Annotated in this window: 14 protein-coding genes; 9 read left to right on the forward strand and 5 right to left on the reverse strand. The window is 36.4% G+C overall.

Translation table 11 applies throughout. From position 1 onward, the window contains the following. Positions 1–3 precede the first annotated feature (3 nt). The gene (ung, locus tag PHO43_RS05290; RefSeq protein WP_288008981.1) at positions 4–666 is read left to right on the forward strand and encodes a uracil-DNA glycosylase; all 663 of its coding nucleotides are present in this window, start codon (positions 4–6) and stop codon (positions 664–666) included. 58 nt (positions 667–724) lie between these two features. On the opposite strand, the gene sufB is transcribed toward ung, so the two are convergent. After that, complete coding sequence (sufB, locus tag PHO43_RS05295; RefSeq protein ID WP_053826310.1) at positions 725–2,176, reverse strand: Fe-S cluster assembly protein SufB; 1,452 nt, start codon at positions 2,174–2,176, stop codon at positions 725–727. 206 nt (positions 2,177–2,382) lie between these two features. Between sufB and PHO43_RS05300 the strand changes: the two genes are divergently transcribed. After that, the gene (locus tag PHO43_RS05300; protein ID WP_045089562.1) at positions 2,383–2,952 is read left to right on the forward strand and encodes a YceI family protein; all 570 of its coding nucleotides are present in this window, start codon (positions 2,383–2,385) and stop codon (positions 2,950–2,952) included. An 83-nt stretch (positions 2,953–3,035) separates the two neighbouring features. On the opposite strand, the gene PHO43_RS05305 is transcribed toward PHO43_RS05300, so the two are convergent. The 3 genes from PHO43_RS05305 to pheS all read right to left on the reverse strand — a co-directional run bounded on the left by PHO43_RS05305 (position 3,036) and on the right by pheS (position 6,094). Beyond that, positions 3,036–3,899, reverse strand: coding sequence for a DUF3298 and DUF4163 domain-containing protein (locus PHO43_RS05305; protein WP_288011537.1), 864 nt, complete (start codon positions 3,897–3,899; stop codon positions 3,036–3,038). A gap of 19 nt (positions 3,900–3,918) precedes the next feature. Beyond that, positions 3,919–4,998, reverse strand: coding sequence for a DUF4831 family protein (locus PHO43_RS05310; RefSeq protein WP_288011539.1), 1,080 nt, complete (start codon positions 4,996–4,998; stop codon positions 3,919–3,921). A gap of 76 nt (positions 4,999–5,074) precedes the next feature. Further along, positions 5,075–6,094: a phenylalanine--tRNA ligase subunit alpha gene (gene pheS / locus PHO43_RS05315; RefSeq protein ID WP_288008985.1), complete on the reverse strand. Its 1,020-nt coding sequence runs from the start codon at positions 6,092–6,094 to the stop codon at positions 5,075–5,077. A 143-nt stretch (positions 6,095–6,237) separates the two neighbouring features. On the opposite strand from pheS, the gene tilS reads away from it, so the two are divergent. From tilS to serS, 3 genes are all read left to right on the forward strand, one after another. Next, a complete protein-coding gene (tilS, locus tag PHO43_RS05320; RefSeq protein ID WP_045089559.1) occupies positions 6,238–7,554 on the forward strand; it encodes a tRNA lysidine(34) synthetase TilS in 1,317 nt (438 codons plus the stop codon). An 85-nt stretch (positions 7,555–7,639) separates the two neighbouring features. Beyond that, positions 7,640–7,777: a hypothetical protein gene (locus tag PHO43_RS05325; protein ID WP_288011541.1), complete on the forward strand. Its 138-nt coding sequence runs from the start codon at positions 7,640–7,642 to the stop codon at positions 7,775–7,777. Positions 7,778–7,908: 131 nt separating this feature from the next. Continuing rightward, positions 7,909–9,180 (forward strand): serine--tRNA ligase, encoded by a 1,272-nt coding sequence (serS, locus tag PHO43_RS05330; RefSeq protein ID WP_288011543.1) that lies wholly within the window; start codon positions 7,909–7,911, stop codon positions 9,178–9,180. Between the two features lie 31 nt (positions 9,181–9,211). Here the strand turns inward: serS and PHO43_RS05335 are convergent, their stop codons facing one another. Continuing rightward, positions 9,212–10,441, reverse strand: coding sequence for a CinA family nicotinamide mononucleotide deamidase-related protein (locus PHO43_RS05335; protein ID WP_045089557.1), 1,230 nt, complete (start codon positions 10,439–10,441; stop codon positions 9,212–9,214). Positions 10,442–10,584: 143 nt separating this feature from the next. Here PHO43_RS05335 and PHO43_RS05340 point away from each other — a divergent pair, with 143 nt between their 5' ends. From PHO43_RS05340 to secA, 4 genes are all read left to right on the forward strand, one after another. After that, positions 10,585–10,842 (forward strand): type B 50S ribosomal protein L31, encoded by a 258-nt coding sequence (locus PHO43_RS05340; RefSeq protein ID WP_045089556.1) that lies wholly within the window; start codon positions 10,585–10,587, stop codon positions 10,840–10,842. A gap of 170 nt (positions 10,843–11,012) precedes the next feature. Then, positions 11,013–12,272, forward strand: a complete 1,260-nt coding sequence (locus PHO43_RS05345; protein WP_045089555.1) for a lipoprotein N-acyltransferase Lnb domain-containing protein — start codon at positions 11,013–11,015, stop codon at positions 12,270–12,272. Between the two features lie 29 nt (positions 12,273–12,301). Continuing rightward, positions 12,302–13,885 carry an alkaline phosphatase family protein gene (locus PHO43_RS05350; RefSeq protein ID WP_045089554.1) on the forward strand — a complete coding sequence of 528 codons (1,584 nt, stop codon included), beginning with the start codon at positions 12,302–12,304 and terminating at the stop codon, positions 13,883–13,885. 51 nt (positions 13,886–13,936) lie between these two features. Next, complete coding sequence (secA, locus tag PHO43_RS05355; RefSeq protein WP_288011545.1) at positions 13,937–17,242, forward strand: preprotein translocase subunit SecA; 3,306 nt, start codon at positions 13,937–13,939, stop codon at positions 17,240–17,242. The last annotated feature ends 85 nt before the right edge of the window (positions 17,243–17,327 follow it).

The raw sequence follows: 17,327 nt of genomic DNA on the forward strand, positions 1-17,327 counted from the left end.
TTCATGCAAGTAAGAATTGAAAAAAGCTGGGGAGAACAGTTAAAAGAAGAATTTGACAAACCTTATTTTCAACGATTAACCGAATTTGTCAGGAAGGAATATAGTTCAACTACTGTTTATCCTCCTGCTAAATTAATATTTAATGCCTTTGATTCTTGCCCATTTAATGAGGTAAAAGTGGTAATTGTTGGTCAGGATCCCTATCATGCCCCGGGTCAGGCTCATGGATTATCTTTTTCTGTAAATGATGGGATAAAGATTCCCCCTTCACTTATAAATATTTACAAGGAGATACGTGATGATTTAGGTATCGAGATTCCATATTCAGGCAATCTGGAGAGGTGGGCAAAACAGGGAGTACTTTTGCTTAATGCTACTCTTACTGTAAGAGCACATCAGGCAGGATCTCATCAGAACAGAGGCTGGGAAGTGTTTACAGATGCTGTAATCAATAAATTATCCAGAGGATCGGACCATTTGGTTTTTATGCTTTGGGGATCATATGCACAGCGAAAAGGGGCATCAATTGATGCGAATAGGCATCTAATATTAACATCACCACACCCTTCGCCGCTTTCTGCTCATAGAGGTTTCTTCGGAAACAGACATTTCAGCACAGCAAACAAATATCTTATAGCAAACGGAAAAAACCCTATTAACTGGTAATCCAGTCCATAGGGTTTTAACTGTATGTTTATAAATTAAAGGAAATTATCTCTCCTGATTATCCAACACTACCTTCAAGTGATATCTGCAATAACTTTTGAGCTTCAACGGCAAACTCCATAGGTAGTTTATTAACCACCTCTTTTACATAACCGTTAACGATAAGGCCAATAGCCTCTTCTTCGCCCAAACCTCTCTGGTTGCAGTAGAAAATCTGATCTTCACTTATCTTTGAGGTAGTAGCCTCATGCTCAAGAACAGCACTTGGGTGCTGAATATCCGTATATGGGAAAGTGTGGGCACCGCAGTGATCAGTAAGCAGTAAACTATCGCATTGCGAGTGATTGCGAGCATTTTCAGCCTTCTTAGTCACCTTAACCAGTCCTCGATAACTATTCTGACTATGACCTGCTGAAATACCTTTAGAAACGATTCTGCTTCGTGTATTTTTTCCGATATGAATCATTTTGGTACCGGTATCAGCTTGCTGGTAGTTATTTGTAACTGCAACAGAGTAGAATTCTCCAACTGAATTGTCTCCTGCAAGTATACATGAAGGATATTTCCAAGTAATTGCTGATCCTGTTTCAACCTGCGTCCATGAAATCTTTGAATTTACACCCTTACAGATACCTCTCTTAGTTACGAAATTATATACACCACCATTTCCGTCTTTATCTCCCGGATACCAGTTCTGCACAGTTGAATATTTCACCTCGGCATTATCAAGTGCGATAATCTCCACAATAGCCGCATGCAGCTGGTTTTCATCCCTCATAGGAGCTGTACAGCCCTCAAGGTAGCTAACGTATGAGTCATCATCAGCAATAATAAGTGTACGTTCAAATTGCCCTGTATTTGCAGTATTTATACGGAAATATGTTGACAACTCCATCGGACAGCGAACACCCTTGGGAATATAAACAAAAGAACCATCGCTGAATACAGCAGAATTAAGTGCACCAAAAAAGTTATCTTTATAAGGAACCACACTACCCAGATATTTTCTTACCAGGTCAGGATGATGTTTTACAGCTTCGCTGAACGAACAGAAAATAATTCCTTTTTCAGCCAGCACCTCTTTAAAGGTAGTTTTTATAGATACACTATCCATTACTGCATCCACAGCAACGCCAGTAAGCATTTTTTGCTCTTCCAGCGGGATACCCAGACGCTCGAACGTTTTCAGAAGTTCAGGATCCACTTCATCCAAGCTCTTAGGATTTTTCTTTTTTGAAGGATCAGCATAATAAATCATGTCCTGATAGTCTATTTCAGGAATATTCAGGTGTGCCCAGTCGGGCATCTCCATTGTAAGCCAGTGACGATATGATTTTAATCTGAATTCAAGTAACCATTCTGGTTCTTCCTTCTGCTCTGAAATATGTCTAATAACATCCTCATCCAGCCCTTTATCAATAACATAGGTTTCGACATCTGTGGTGAAACCATATTTATAGTCCTGGGTGGTTAATTCAGTTAATATTTGATCTTGATCTAGTTCTTGCATTTTAATTATAGTTTTAAAGAAACCACTTTATATTATATTGGCGAACAATAATATTCTCCATACAATCCCAAACAACCAATTATAAGTTTTGTTTATGCAAAGATATAGCTTTTTCGCAAATAATCTTTCATAACTTATAATCAGTGAACAAACAACTATCTTTAAATGTTAAATGAGTGCAAATATAAATCAAAAAAATTATGTATATGAAAAAAGTATTACTATTATTTGTAGCAGTAATAACGGGCTTTAGCTTACTAGCCCAGTCTCAATATAAGGTTGACCCGGCCCATACTTCGGTAAATTTCAAAGTAAAACATAGTGGGATCACCTTTGTTAGTGGTAAATTCGAGAAATTCGATGGTGGTATTATCGGTAGTATGGATAATGCAGAACAAGCGCGTATCTTCTTTAATGTAGATGTGGCAAGTGTAAACACCGGTGTTAAAATGCGTGATGATCATTTACGCAGTGCAGATTTCTTTGAGGTTGAAAAATTTCCTTCAATGTCATTCGAAAGCACCTCTATTGAGAAAGTTTCAGATAATAAGTACAAACTTAACGGAAAACTTCAGATAAAAGATGTAACAAAAGATGTTACTTTCGACGTGGACTACGGTGGTTCAGTTAAAGGTCAGAATGGTTCTGAAGTTATTGGTTTTACTGCCAAGAACACCATTAATCGTCTTGATTACAATGTTGCATATGACCCTGATGCTGCAGGTATAGGAAAAGATGTACACATAGTTATTTACCTTGAATTCAAGAAAGAGTAACTATCTTAATTTTGAGAAAAGATAAAAAATAAGGGCCGGATATTTTCCGGCCCTTATTTTTTAATGTTTATATGTTCTCTTGACTACTTTTTATTCAAAAAAAGTTTTGAAACAATACTTTCAGGCAATAAAATATCTGTGAGCTCAGAATAGGGAACAGTAACATCAATTACACCCATTGCATAGGGAGCAATTTCATATTGATTATATGAGTAATGTATACCTTTTTCGCTAAGCCAGAAGTTCTCATTTGGAACAATATCATCAATTGTAAAAAAACCTCTCATAAGAAGTGAGTCAGGAATTTCTGCATTAAAGTCTTTCATCAAACTCTCTACAATCTTCTCTGTTAGCTTATTATAATAACCCGGAATAAACAGATCCTCTTCAGATATAGTTACCAAATCGATCAGGTTGATATTTGTGTATGTTATACGGTATGAACCATGAGCGCCACCCTCATAATCACTATACTCAACTGCATAGCTTAAAAGAGAGTCGTTTTGAAAAAGTATTTTGTTGCCTGTGTTCATATAATACCAGTACCAAACAGGTGTTTTGCCATCCAACCGCGACTTATCTTCATAAAACATATTTGAGAGCGACTGGTATCTTTCGGTATACTCATCAAGATATTTCTCAACAGCAGCGTCAGGTGTCATGGAGTCGAAATCAGTATTTCCAAAGAATGTACCTTTAAAAATCTGTTGTAGTCTTTCTGTGCTTTCTGCATCACGAAATCTAACAGGATAAGTAAAAGAAATATTTACATCAGCATAAGGCAAAGTAGTATCATTTACCGACAATAATGGAACCTCTTTATGGATAACAATGCTGTCATACAATATCTCTGCTGATCTGCCTTTTCCCATTTTATTGCATGAAGACAACAATATTATTGATGACAGAGCCAGAAAGACAACAGTTTTTAAATTCCAAATTCTCATATAAAGTATATTTTTATCGTTACTGGATAATCTGCTTAATAGCCCCTAACTCGGGATAGAAGTAAACTTTTATAGGTTGCTTGTTATTATCGAACATCTGCTTTACAAGTACATCCTGTGAACCGAATTGAACCACATCCACCTCTATTGACTTTAATGTTCTATTACCAAACTCAATAGTTAATTCACCTTTACCCGGGATATTATAAACAACACCCTGTGTCAGTTTAGATTCCAGTCTTTGCAGATCACGATCAGAAAGCTGCATTGTCACCTCAGGTGTTTTGCGAACAAGTGAAAAATAGATAGGCTCGCCAGCGAGATTATCGGCATCAAGCGGACCAAGTTTCTCAGAAAAGCGAGCCAGTACCTCCCGATTAATATTTCCTGTTTCAGGAATAATCTGATATGTAACAGTAAAATATTCAGTTGTAACACTACCGGAGAATAGCTCAGTCAAAGCTTTTTCCTGACGATTAATCTCTTGCATAACAACATTATATGCATTTCCATCGGGGGGCATATTAACCGCTTCACCCGAAAGAATATCATTTCTGTTACGACGAAGATCAAAAATCTGTCTGGCAACAAGTTCAGCCTGCTTTGCAGTTGAACCCGCCATTAAAGTCTCCTGTGTGAAGTAGCGACGAGGATTTTCAGAAGCAGTCTCACTAGCAGGGATAATCAACTTAGGTACTGTTTCATCTTCAGGTTCAGCATTTATAGCAGCAATCAGTCCATCCTCCCTAAGATAAACAAAAGGTTCAATAGTCCTTGATCTGAATTCAACCATAAAAGAGTTGGTTTTGTCAGGGATACCTTTGTTAATCACTTCAATTCCCTCCAGAGTATGAACAACTCTGTTTTCGGTAACAGGATTATCTACTGCCAGATAACGCTGGGCATACGGATAAAAATCTCCTTTCTGATATGTTGTCTTTTTTACCAGAAACTCAACCACAAATGATGTTTTGGGCAAAGAATATACTACTCCATAATCATTTGCTTTTATAGCGTTCACTCTAGTAGTTTTCTGAGCAAAAGCACAGTATGATATAATAAGCAACAGGGGAAGAATAAAATATTTTGCTCTCATCATTGTTTATAGTTTTTCAAGTTTATTTGTTCTTACGTTTATGTAAATATAATTAATATTTCAGACAATGAGAAATGAATTAATTTGCCGACTTAAACTGTTCGATGAAGCGTACATCATTTTCTGAGAACATTCTAAGATCTTTTACCTGATATTTAAGATTGGTAATACGTTCTATACCCATTCCAAGAGCATATCCTGAGTAAACCTTACTGTTAATACCACAATTTTCAAGCACGTTAGGATCTACCATACCACAACCAAGTATTTCTACCCATCCGGTATGCTTGCAGAACGGACACCCTTTACCTCCGCAGATATTGCATGAGATATCCATTTCGGCACTTGGCTCTGTGAAAGGAAAGTATGAAGGTCTCAATCTGATTTTTGTATCCTCCCCAAACATCTCCTTTGCAAAGAATAGAAGAGCCTGTTTTAGATCTGCGAAAGAGACATCTTTATCGATATATAGAGCTTCTACCTGATGGAAAAAACAGTGTGCTCTATAAGAAATAGCCTCGTTTCTGTATACACGTCCCGGGCAAATTATCCTGATTGGAGGCTGTGTGTGCTCCATTACTCTGGTTTGAACAGATGAAGTATGTGTGCGAAGAACTATCTGAGGATCATTCTGTATGAAAAAAGTATCCTGCATATCGCGGGCCGGGTGATCATCAGCAAAATTAAGAGAAGAAAACACATGCCAGTCGTCCTCAACCTCAGGTCCCTCCGAAATTGAAAATCCCAGTCTTTTAAATATATCATTTATTTCCTCTTTTACAATGGAAATAGGATGTCTGGACCCTAATGAAATGGGATAAGCAGTGCGAGTAAGATCAATATCCATAAAACCTGAGTCCTTATTTTCAAATTGATCTTTCAGCAGATTTATTTTTTCTGTTGTCTTCTGCTTTAATTCATTAATTTTCACTCCAATTTCACGTTTCTGCTCTGAGGGAACGTTTCTGAAATCATCCATCAATGATGGTATAACCCCTTTTTTACTTAGGAACTTAATTCGTAACGCCTCCAGCTCTTCGGTATTAGTAGCTGACATTTGCTCTACTTCTGAGAGAAGTGCTTCAATCTTATCTATCATTTTCTGTTATTAATTATAAATTAATACTTGTGCAAAATTACTGATTTTATTGCGATATATGCAGATTTTTGACTCTAAAGATTTAATATGAGAGCCAAAATGAGTTTTTTATAGTACATTTGTTTTAACAATTAGATCAAAAAATGATAGACAGAGTACAGAAATTCATACAAAGCGAGAAACTGCTGCCACACAATGCCAAAGTTATTGTAGGGCTAAGTGGGGGTATGGATTCTATGGTATTGCTGGACTTACTTGTTCTGCTTGAATATAGGTGTATTGCTGCACACTGTAATTTTCATTTAAGAGGAGCTGAATCTGACAGAGATGCAGATTTTGTACGTAAATGGTGTAAGAATACTGATATACCTTTTACAAGTATTGATTTTGACACAACCGGTTACGCAGAAGACAGAAAAATATCTATAGAGATGGCAGCACGTGAATTGCGTTATGAGTGGTTCGAGATTTTACGCAAACAATATGAGGCCGACGCTATTGCAGTAGCTCATCACAGGGATGATTCAGTAGAGACAGTTCTGCTAAATTTGATAAGAGGTACTGGAATTAAAGGATTGAGTGGTATTTCTCCCAGGAATGGATATGTTGTTAGACCACTGCTTACTGTATCACGCTCAGAAATTGAAGATTATATAATTGAGAGAGAATTACCATATGTAACCGACAGTACAAATGATCAAGATATATATTTACGCAATTATCTGAGATTAAATGTCATACCTAAGCTTGAAGTGGTTAATCCTTCTGTAAAAGAATCAATCATCAGAACTTCAAAAAATATATCCGAAGCAGAAAAAATATATTCAGAATCTATTAGAGAATATATAGATGTGGTTTTCATTAATGATAAGATTAACATTCCAATGCTAAAGAAAACAGCTTCACCTCAATCTGTATTGTTTGAGCTGCTGTCACCTTTGGGATTCACTTCTTCAACTATAGAAGATATATTTCAGAGTATGGATTCAACACCTGGAAAAGTTTTTTTGTCAGATAGATACAGAGTAATAAAAGACCGATCTGATTTTATATTGGAAAAAATAACGTCTGATATCATCTCAGACGAACACTACCTTATAGAAGAAGAATCAAAAGAGATCACTTTTCCTGTACGTTTTAATTTAAGAAAAGAGAAAACACCTGTTAAAATAGAGAAGAAAAAAAATATTCTATATGCTGATGCGGATAAACTTAAATTTCCTCTGATAATGCGTAGATGGAAAGCGGGTGATTGGTTTATTCCCTTTGGCATGAACGGGAAAAAGAAATTGAGTGATTATTTTACAGACCGCAAATTTAGCTTGAAAGACAAAAAAGAGGCATGGGTAATTCTTTCGGGAGAAAACATTGTCTGGATTGTAAATGAACGTTCTGACAATAGATATAAAATTACAGATGAAAGTAAAAACATTTTCATAATTGAATATGTTGATAAATAAAGTTAATTAAAGCAACGTTTTTGCTTCTCTTGCATCTATCTATTAAGATACACATGTAAACAAAAATTAAATACAATATTTATATATGAAAAATAATACAGTTAAAGACCTTTTAATGCTTGGAGCACTTGCCGGTGTAGCCTATTATGTAGCCCGTTATTATCGTCAGAAAAAACAAAAAAATAGAGAGGTACGCGAATCCCTCCATTTTCAGCTATTCTGATAACCAATTGAATCTACATTATTTTATACCTGCTGATTATTAAAATTGAGGTATTTTTGTACCTTTGTGGGATTATAATTGCAAATTTTTAAAAGTAAAAATCTGATTATTGAGAAATCAGCTAAAATTGTATGCTTACACTTAAAGTAATAAACGAAAATCCCGGGGAGGTTATAAGTCGTCTTAAGAAAAAAAACTTCGACGCTAAAGAGATTGTTGAGAAGATTATTGAGCTTGATGCTATTAGAAGGAACAGTCAAACTTCACTTGATGGAGTTTTATCGGAAATAAACTCGATATCAAAATCTATTGGATCGCTTATTAAAGAGGGCAAGAAAGATGAAGCTACTTCGGCCAGAGAGAAAGTAGCCACTCTTAAAGAATCTTCTAAAGAGCTTGAAGCAATCTTGAAAGATGCACAGGATAAGATAGAAGAGCTACTAGTTACAATTCCTAACCTGCCGCATGAATCAGTTCCGGAGGGTAAAAGTGCTGAAGATAATCTGATTGAACGTAATGGTGGTGTAATGCCATCATTAGAGAAAGATGCCTTACCTCACTGGGATCTGGCCAAGAAATATGATCTGATTGATTTTGAGCTTGGCGTAAAGATTACTGGTGCAGGATTTCCTGTTTATAAAGGAAAGGGTGCAAGACTACAGAGGGCTTTAATCAATTTCTTCCTGGATAATGCACGTGATGCAGGGTTTATGGAGGTTCAACCACCCTATGTTGTAAATAGTGATTCAGGATTCGGTACAGGTCAGCTACCTGATAAAGAGGGGCAAATGTATCATGTTGGACTTGATGACCTCTACTTAATTCCTACAGCTGAAGTCCCTGTTACAAACATTTACAGAGATGTAATCCTTGAAGACAAGGATCTGCCAGTAAAAAACACTGCATATTCAGCATGCTTCAGAAGAGAAGCCGGTTCTTATGGTAAAGATGTACGTGGACTTAACCGTCTGCATCAGTTTGATAAGGTTGAAATTGTTTGTATTGATAAACCTGAAAACTCATATGCGCGACTGGACGAAATGGTTTCTTATGTGCAGACACTGGTTGAAAAACTTGAACTGCCATGGCGTATACTTCGTTTATGCGGTGGTGATATGAGTTTTACTTCAGCACTTACATTCGACTTCGAGGTATATTCAGCAGCTCAGGAACGCTGGCTTGAAGTAAGTTCTGTTTCAAACTTCGAAAGCTATCAGGCAAACCGACTGAAATGTCGTTATCGTGATGAAAACCGCAAAACACAACTTTGTCACACACTAAATGGAAGCGCACTGGCACTGCCACGTATATTAGCGGCATTGCTGGAAAATAATCAAACGTCTGAAGGTATTAGAATTCCTAAAGTACTGGTACCTTATTGCGGATTTGATATTATAGACTAAATAGATTTATAAATAAACTACTTGTGATGCTCTAGCTTTTCAACATTTGCAGAAGCTGGAGCATTGCTGTATTTGCTGTTCTTTCGATGTTTTCTCTGCGACTGCGACCCACATTGTACTTATTAGAAATGATCTTATCATTGTATTGTGTTGCAATCCAAACTGTGCCAACGGGATTTTCTTTTGTACCACCATCAGGCCCCATAATACCGGACACAGCTATACTGCAGTCGGTATGAAGTTTTTTAGCCACTGTACGAGCCATCTGTTCAACAACTTCGCCACTTACAACACCATAAGTTTCTATCAAATCCCTGTCTACATCAAGCAATTCTTCTTTTATGAGACTGTCATATGAAATAATACTACCCTCAAAATATTGCGATGAACCGGGAACGGTTGTAATTTTATGTGAGATGAATCCACCTGTGCAACTTTCTGCAGTGGATAGGGTAAGATTTTTTTTTCTTAGTTTACCTCCAAGTATTTCTTCAGGCATTTTAGCTCCTTTTGACACAATATTTAAACCCAGTAATTTCTTTAATTTTCGTGCCTGCAGCTTTAACTCCACTTTATGTTCTTCTCCCCATACAGATAATCGCAGCCTTATATAACCAAGTGAGGGCAGATAGGCTAGGGAAAAACCTTTAGGCAGCTCCAGTTCATATTCTGCAAGTTGAGTTGCCAGGGCGGACTCACTTATACCGGTTACTATGCAAGAACGGCTAAGATATTCTGTGATCTGAAATCTTTCCTGAAGTCGCGGTATTATCTCATCACACATTGCATTTTCCATTTCAAAAGGAACACCCGGCATGGATATCAAAACTTTTCCATCTTTTTCAAACCATAATATAGGAGCTGTACCTAACTTATTCTGTATAACAGTGCAATTTGCAGGAACATAGGCCTGTTTTCTGGTAAGATGATTCAGAGGAATATTTCTTCTTAAAAAAATAGTTTCAATATTCTGCAAGACTTCATCGTTGAATTCTAATGCAGTATGAAAATATTGACACAGAGTATGTTTGGTTATATCGTCGTTTGTTGGTCCTACGCCCCCGGTAAGTAGAAGGATTTCAGCTCTTTCAAATGCATTGTCAATTGCTTTAACAATACTGTCTGATTGATCACCAACAGAAGTTATTGCTGCTATATCGAATCCGCTTTGAGTTAACTCTCTTGCCATCCAAGCAGCATTTGTATCCACAATCTGACCTATAAGAAGCTCATCTCCAATAGTAATAATTTCACTCTTCATATGAATTTATCTATCATAATGAACGCAAAATAAGTTATTATATTTCAGAAAAAGAAAAAAGGAGTCTGTTTATTTTTTTTATAAAACAGTTTATTGTATCTTTGCCATCCGAAAATTGCCAATCATAAAAACAGAAGGTAAAAATGAAAAAAGAGATTCATCCCGATAATTATCGTCCCGTAGTTTTTAAAGATATGTCGAATGAAGAGATTTTTATTTCTCGCTCAACAGTTAATGCAAAAGAAACTATAGAAATTGACGGAGTTACATATCCACTAGTAAAACTTGAGATCACAAGTTCTTCTCACCCTTTCTACACAGGAAAACAAAAATTGGTGGATACAGCCGGACGTGTTGATAAATTTATGAGTCGTTACGGTAATCGTAATAAGAATAAATAAAACCGGTCACAATTTTACGAAACTGAATAGCGGTGGTCTAAAAAGGCCACCGCTATTTGTTTTTGTATTTATGTGTGATTTAAAGCAAATTTATCTATTTTTGTCATCTGCACTGGTTTTGCCATAGATATGTGGATAAATCAATGTATAATGGATAATAGATCTGCACAATGAAAAAAATAAACTTCACTATAATGCTTTTGATTACACTTTTTTTTATCAGTAATCAGGCAAAATCACAAATTACACTTCATGAAGATGCAGAAGTAAGTCTTCTGACTGCCTCTCCATGGAATGGAGCAGTTTATGCTCTTTTTGGTCACACGGCAATTTACATACATGACGATTCAACCGGAGTTGATGCAGTCTTTAACTATGGCTACTTTGATCCTACTCAGCCCAACTTCATATATAATTTTATAAGGGGTAAAACAGATTATATATTGGGAGTTGATTTTTATGATCAATTTATTGCTGAATACTCATACAAAGGCCAAAAAGTAACAAAGCAAATTTTGAATCTCTCAGCAGCTGAAAAACAGCAACTTTACAACGCTTTATACATTAATTCTTTACCTGAAAACAGGGGTTATAGATACAATTATTTTTATGATAATTGTGCTACACGACCAAGGGATATGATTGAAAAATACTCAAAATCACAAATTATTTATCCAGAAACAAGCAAAGAGCAAACATATCGCGACCTGGTTCATGAGTGTCTTATAGATTATCCATGGTTTGAATTTGGTATAGATTTGCTGATTGGCAGTGATGCAGATAGAATAATTAATGTTAGAGAAAAGATGTTTATCCCTTCATACCTGATGGATTCATTTGAAGGTGCACTATTTCAGAGCAATGATTCTGCAAGCAATAATCTTGTAGGCAATACTGAAATTTTATTGGAACATAATGCAGAACGTAATAATCCGGGCAAAAAAACATTCTTTACACCTTTAGTTGCAGCTTTATTTTTGCTCTTGCTTACAATCTTTGTGAGTATAAACCAAATATACAAATTAAACAAGACCAGAATACCGCGAATATTTGATACCATACTTTTTGGAATTGCAGGAGCAGCGGGTACTATTATATTTGTTCTGATGTATTTTTCAGAACATCCTGCAACCAATCCCAACTGGAATTTTGCATGGTTAAATATATTTGCCCTTTTTGCTGCTATTTTATTTTGGGTTAAACCGGCAAAGAACATCGTTTATTTCTATCATTTCATTAACTTTGTAGTCTTAACTCTTTTTCTTTTATCCTGGTGGTTTTTACCACAACATCTACCTTATGAAACAATACTATTTTCATTGTGTTTATGGGGAAGATCAGGAGTAAATGCACTGCTGTTAAATAAAAAGAGACGAGTAAACAGTCGCTTTACCTCCAGCAGATATATGAAGGCGGGTTGGGGACAATAATTAATTCAGATTAGGTCAATAATTGCTAAATGTTTAGAATAATAACTTCAATTGTCGCTTTTTTCTCTATTACAGCGATATTTGCACAAAATCCCACAGGTGAGGTACCAAAATTAGTAGTCGGTATTACTATTGATCAGCTTAGGGGAGATTACCTTGAGATGTTCAAGAGCACTTTTGGCAACAAAGGTTTTAACAGGCTACTAAACAACGGGTTAGTATATAAGAATGTGAATTATGACTTCCCGTATCTGGATAAGGCTTCAACAATAACATCGATTTTCACGGGAGCAAATCCATCTTATCATGGTATTACTGCAGAAAAAAAATTTTTACTTGCCAATAATATTGAAATTTCCAGTTTTCATGATGATAACTACCTGGGAAATTTCACGACCGAAAAATTATCACCATTATCAATAAAAGTTTCAACAATTGCAGATGAACTTAAGATAGCTTCGGGTGGACAATCTGATATTTTTGCTTTTGCTCCAGATGCATCTCAGGCTATGGCTGCAGGAGGACATGCAGCAAGTGGTGCCTACTGGATTGAGAATGAAGATGCCAAATGGGCAACAACTACATTTTATAAAACAAGACAGCCGGTCGTAGAGCAATTTAACCGCAGTCAGCAATCACTTACTTATACAATAAATAGTATTTCCTGGAAGCCTGCACTTCCAATTGAAAATTATAAAGCATTCCCATATACTAAAAACAGGTATAATTTTCAGCATTTCTTTGCAAACAATATCAAAGACAATGTAAAGAAGTTTAAGGAATCGCCCTACGTTAACAAAGAGGTTAATGATATGGCTATTAGAGTATTGGAGTCAAGTTCTTTAGGAACAAGAATGAATCCTGATTACCTGGCTGTTACATTTTATGCAGGAAACTTCTCCGGGGCTCTTGATAAAAACTACTCTATTGAGATTCAGGATACTTATTATAGATTGGACCAGGAGTTAGCAAGATTACTGGATAAAATTGATGAATTAGTAGGACTAAATAACACTCTTATATTTGTTGTATCTACAGGCTATTTTGATGAAAATGAGATTATCCCTGAGGGAATGGTTACTTCAGGTGGAACTTTCTATCCGGACAGGAGTCAGGCATTATTAAATATGTATCTGATGGCTCTGTATGGCAGAGAGCAATGGATTAAGAAATACTATAATAAACAGTTCTTTTTTGATAGAAAGCTTATTGAGGATAAGAAAATCGACCTGATAGAACTTCAGCAGAAAGCTGCAGAGTTCCTTGTACAGTCGGCAGGTGTTCAGGATGTTATCACTTCTTACCAAATGCTGCATGGTGCGTATAACCAAAATGTTCAATATTATAGAAACAGTTATTATAAGGGAATCTCAGGTGATCTTTTCCTGGAGCTCCAACCTGGATGGCAGGTTGTAGAACAAGGTTCTGATGATCATGAAAGAGTAAGAAATAATGCAATTAATGCACCGGCTATATTTTTTGGTAAGGATATAAAACCCCAGAAAATAAACCGTACAATTGAGGTAACAGATATAGCGCCAAGCGTTGCATACAGATTGCGTATACGTTCGCCAAATGCATCTGTGGGTGAAATACTGGAAGAACTTTTTTAAGGTTATTATTTTAACCTACAGGTAATAAAAAATAAAAATCAATATACTACTATGGGATTTAACAAAATAATATCAAAAATTTTTGGTAATAAAGCACAACGAGATTTGAATGAAATCAATCCTGTTGTGAAAAGAATAAAAGAGGTATACCCTGAGATTGAGAAGCTTTCTAATGATGAACTTAGAAACAGAACGAAAGATCTGGAAAAACAGATACGTGATTATGTTGCTGAAGAGAAACAGCAGATTGAACAGCTTAAAGCAGGTTTAGAGGAAGTTGAACTTGACAAGCGTGAACCAATATGGAATCAAATAGATAAGATAGAAAAAGAGATTAATGAGAAATATGAGAAAGTGCTGGATGAAATACTTCCTATAGCATTTTCAATAATGAAAGATACAGCAAGAAGGTTTACACAAAATAATGAAATTGTTGTTACTGCTACTGAATTTGACAGAAATCTGGCTGCCAGTCACGATTTTGTAAGAATTGAGGGTGATAAGGCAATTTATCAGAACAGATGGATAGCCGGTGGTAATGAAATTACCTGGGAAATGATCCATTATGATGTACAGCTTTTCGGTGGAGTTGTTTTACATAGAGGTAAAATTGCTGAGATGGCAACAGGTGAGGGTAAAACATTAGTTGCCACACTTCCTGTCTTCCTGAATGCACTTACTCATGAAGGTGTACATGTTGTAACTGTGAATGATTATTTGGCCAAACGTGACTCTGAGTGGATGGGACCAATGTATATGTTCCATGGGCTGTCGGTTGACTGTATAGATAAACATGAGCCAAACTCCGATGCACGCCGTAAAGCATACGAAGCAGATATTACTTTCGGTACAAATAATGAGTTTGGCTTTGATTACCTGAGAGATAATATGGCTGTTTCTCCGAAAGATCTTGTACAGAGAAAGCATAATTACGCAATTGTTGACGAGGTTGACTCAGTTTTAATTGATGACGCCCGTACTCCATTAATTATATCTGGCCCGGTACCAAAAGGTGATGATCAGCTTTTTGATGAGTTTCGACCACGTGTTGAGATGATTGTAAAGGCACAAAGAGAACTGACTACTCAATTACTTGCTGAAGCAAAGTCAAAAATGGCTTCAAGTGATCCTAAAGAGCAGGAAGAGGGAGCACTACTTTTGTATAGATCATATAAAGGTATGCCAAAATATAAACCTCTAATTAAATATCTTAGTGAGCAGGGTGTTAAAGCGGCCATGCTAAAAACAGAAGCTTATTATATGCAGGAGCAGAATCGCAATATGCATATTGTAACTGACCCGCTTTACTTTATAATTGATGAAAAGCTTCATAGTATCGAATTAACCGATAAGGGAATTGATTTGCTGACAGGTAAATCTGATGACCCACAGTTTTTTATACTTCCGGATATTGCATCTCAGCTTTCTGAACTGGAGAATGCAAATATGTCTGATGATGAGAAAGCTGCGAAAAAAGATGAGTTATTACAGAACTATGCAATCAAATCAGAACGTGTTCACACCATCAATCAGTTATTGAAGGCTTATACACTTTTTGAAAAGGATGATGAGTACGTGGTAATAGATAATAAGGTTAAGATTGTAGATGAGCAAACTGGTCGTGTTATGGAAGGCCGTCGATATTCAGATGGACTCCATCAGGCAATTGAAGCCAAAGAGCGTGTAAAGGTGGAAGCTGCTACTCAAACATTTGCAACAATCACTTTACAGAACTTCTTCAGGATGTACAGCAAACTGGCAGGTATGACTGGTACTGCTGAGACAGAAGCAGGGGAATTTTGGGATATTTATAAACTGGATGTGGTAGTAATCCCAACAAATAAACCGATTATTAGGGATGACCAGAACGACAGGATTTATAAAACTAAAAGAGAGAAATATAATGCTGTTATAGAAGAAATTGAAAAGCTGATCAATAATGGTCGCCCCGTACTTGTGGGTACAACCTCAGTTGAGATTTCTGAGCTGTTAAGTCGTATGCTTACTCTTCGTAAGATTAAACATAACGTACTTAATGCAAAACTACATCAGCGTGAAGCAGAAATTGTGGCAAATGCAGGTCAAAGCGGCGTTGTAACTATTGCAACCAATATGGCTGGTCGTGGTACTGACATTAAGCTGACTCCTGAAGTGAAAGAAGCGGGAGGTCTTGCTATTATTGGTACTGAGCGACATGAATCTCGACGAGTTGACAGACAGTTAAGAGGTCGTGCCGGACGTCAGGGAGACCCTGGATCTTCTGTATTTTTTGTATCACTTGAAGATGATCTTATGCGCCTGTTTGCAACAGAAAAAATTGCAGGCCTAATGGATAGAATGGGTTTTGAGGAAGGTGATGTTCTGGAACACAGCATGTTGAGCAAGTCGGTAGAGCGTGCACAAAAAAAGGTTGAAGAGAATAACTTCGGAATTCGTAAACGTCTTCTTGAATATGATGACGTGATGAACTCACAACGTGAAGTAGTTTACAAACGTAGAAGACATGCTTTGATGGGTGAAAGAATCGATAATGATGTTGCTAACATGATTTCTGATACATCGAAGAATATAGTTGAAATGTATGAAGATGACTACGAAAACATGAAGCTGGAACTTCTTCGTGTAATGGCTCTCGAGATTCCTTTTAAAGAGGAGGATATGAAAAAAATGCGCACTGCTGAAATGGTGGAAGCTGTTAAAGAGAGAGCATTTGAAACATTTAAACGTAAGACAGAGCGACTTGCCGAGATTGCACAACCGGTTATTAAACAGGTGTATGAAAATCAAGGTGCAATGTATGAAAATATACTTATTCCAATTACTGACGGAAAGAAAGTATATAACATTGCATGTAATCTGAAAGAAGCATATGAAACTGGCTCAAAGGCTCTGGTGAGAGCATTTGAAAAATCGATATTGCTGCATACAATTGATGAAAACTGGAAAGAGCATCTTAGAGAAATGGATGAATTGCGTCACTCAGTTCAAACAGCTAGTTATGAGCAGAAAGATCCTCTTTTGATTTATAAGCTTGAATCATTCAACCTATTTGGAACAATGATTAACAATATAAACTCAAAATCGGTATCCGTATTGATGCGTGGACAAATTCCTGTACAAGATCCGGGTAGTGTAAGAAAAGCAGCACCGGAAACAAAAACTGATTACAGTAAATATCGTACTCAAAAAGATGAAATGGAAGCTATAACCAGCTCTAGCAACCAGAATAGTGGAGAGGGTGATTCTCAACGTCAAAAGCAAAAACTTGAACCAGTAAGGGTTGAGAAAAAGGTTGGAAGAAATGAGTTATGTCCATGTGGTAGTGGAAAGAAATATAAAAATTGCCACGGTAAATAAATTATCTGTAAAGTACTAAAATAGCGTGACAGGGGTTAAAATAACCCCTGTTTTTTTTGTTAAAATCAAAGAAAAGTAGTACTTT

It is taken from the genome of Lascolabacillus sp., assembly GCF_028696275.1.
Taxonomy (GTDB): Bacteria; Bacteroidota; Bacteroidia; order Bacteroidales; family Dysgonomonadaceae; genus Proteiniphilum; species Proteiniphilum massiliensis.

Excerpts from the sequence above, each read along its gene's own strand:
- ung (WP_288008981.1), top strand. The coding sequence starts at position 4 with ATGCAAGTAAGAATTGAAAAAAGCTGGGGAGAACAGTTAAAAGAAGAA.
- sufB (WP_053826310.1), bottom strand. The coding sequence starts at position 2,176 with ATGCAAGAACTAGATCAAGATCAAATATTAACTGAATTAACCACCCAG.
- PHO43_RS05300 (WP_045089562.1), top strand. The coding sequence starts at position 2,383 with ATGAAAAAAGTATTACTATTATTTGTAGCAGTAATAACGGGCTTTAGC.
- PHO43_RS05305 (WP_288011537.1), bottom strand. The coding sequence starts at position 3,899 with ATGAGAATTTGGAATTTAAAAACTGTTGTCTTTCTGGCTCTGTCATCA.
- PHO43_RS05310 (WP_288011539.1), bottom strand. The coding sequence starts at position 4,998 with ATGATGAGAGCAAAATATTTTATTCTTCCCCTGTTGCTTATTATATCA.
- pheS (WP_288008985.1), bottom strand. The coding sequence starts at position 6,094 with ATGATAGATAAGATTGAAGCACTTCTCTCAGAAGTAGAGCAAATGTCA.
- tilS (WP_045089559.1), top strand. The coding sequence starts at position 6,238 with ATGATAGACAGAGTACAGAAATTCATACAAAGCGAGAAACTGCTGCCA.
- PHO43_RS05325 (WP_288011541.1), top strand. The coding sequence starts at position 7,640 with ATGAAAAATAATACAGTTAAAGACCTTTTAATGCTTGGAGCACTTGCC.
- serS (WP_288011543.1), top strand. The coding sequence starts at position 7,909 with ATGCTTACACTTAAAGTAATAAACGAAAATCCCGGGGAGGTTATAAGT.
- PHO43_RS05335 (WP_045089557.1), bottom strand. The coding sequence starts at position 10,441 with ATGAAGAGTGAAATTATTACTATTGGAGATGAGCTTCTTATAGGTCAG.
- PHO43_RS05340 (WP_045089556.1), top strand. The coding sequence starts at position 10,585 with ATGAAAAAAGAGATTCATCCCGATAATTATCGTCCCGTAGTTTTTAAA.
- PHO43_RS05345 (WP_045089555.1), top strand. The coding sequence starts at position 11,013 with ATGAAAAAAATAAACTTCACTATAATGCTTTTGATTACACTTTTTTTT.
- PHO43_RS05350 (WP_045089554.1), top strand. The coding sequence starts at position 12,302 with ATGTTTAGAATAATAACTTCAATTGTCGCTTTTTTCTCTATTACAGCG.
- secA (WP_288011545.1), top strand. The coding sequence starts at position 13,937 with ATGGGATTTAACAAAATAATATCAAAAATTTTTGGTAATAAAGCACAA.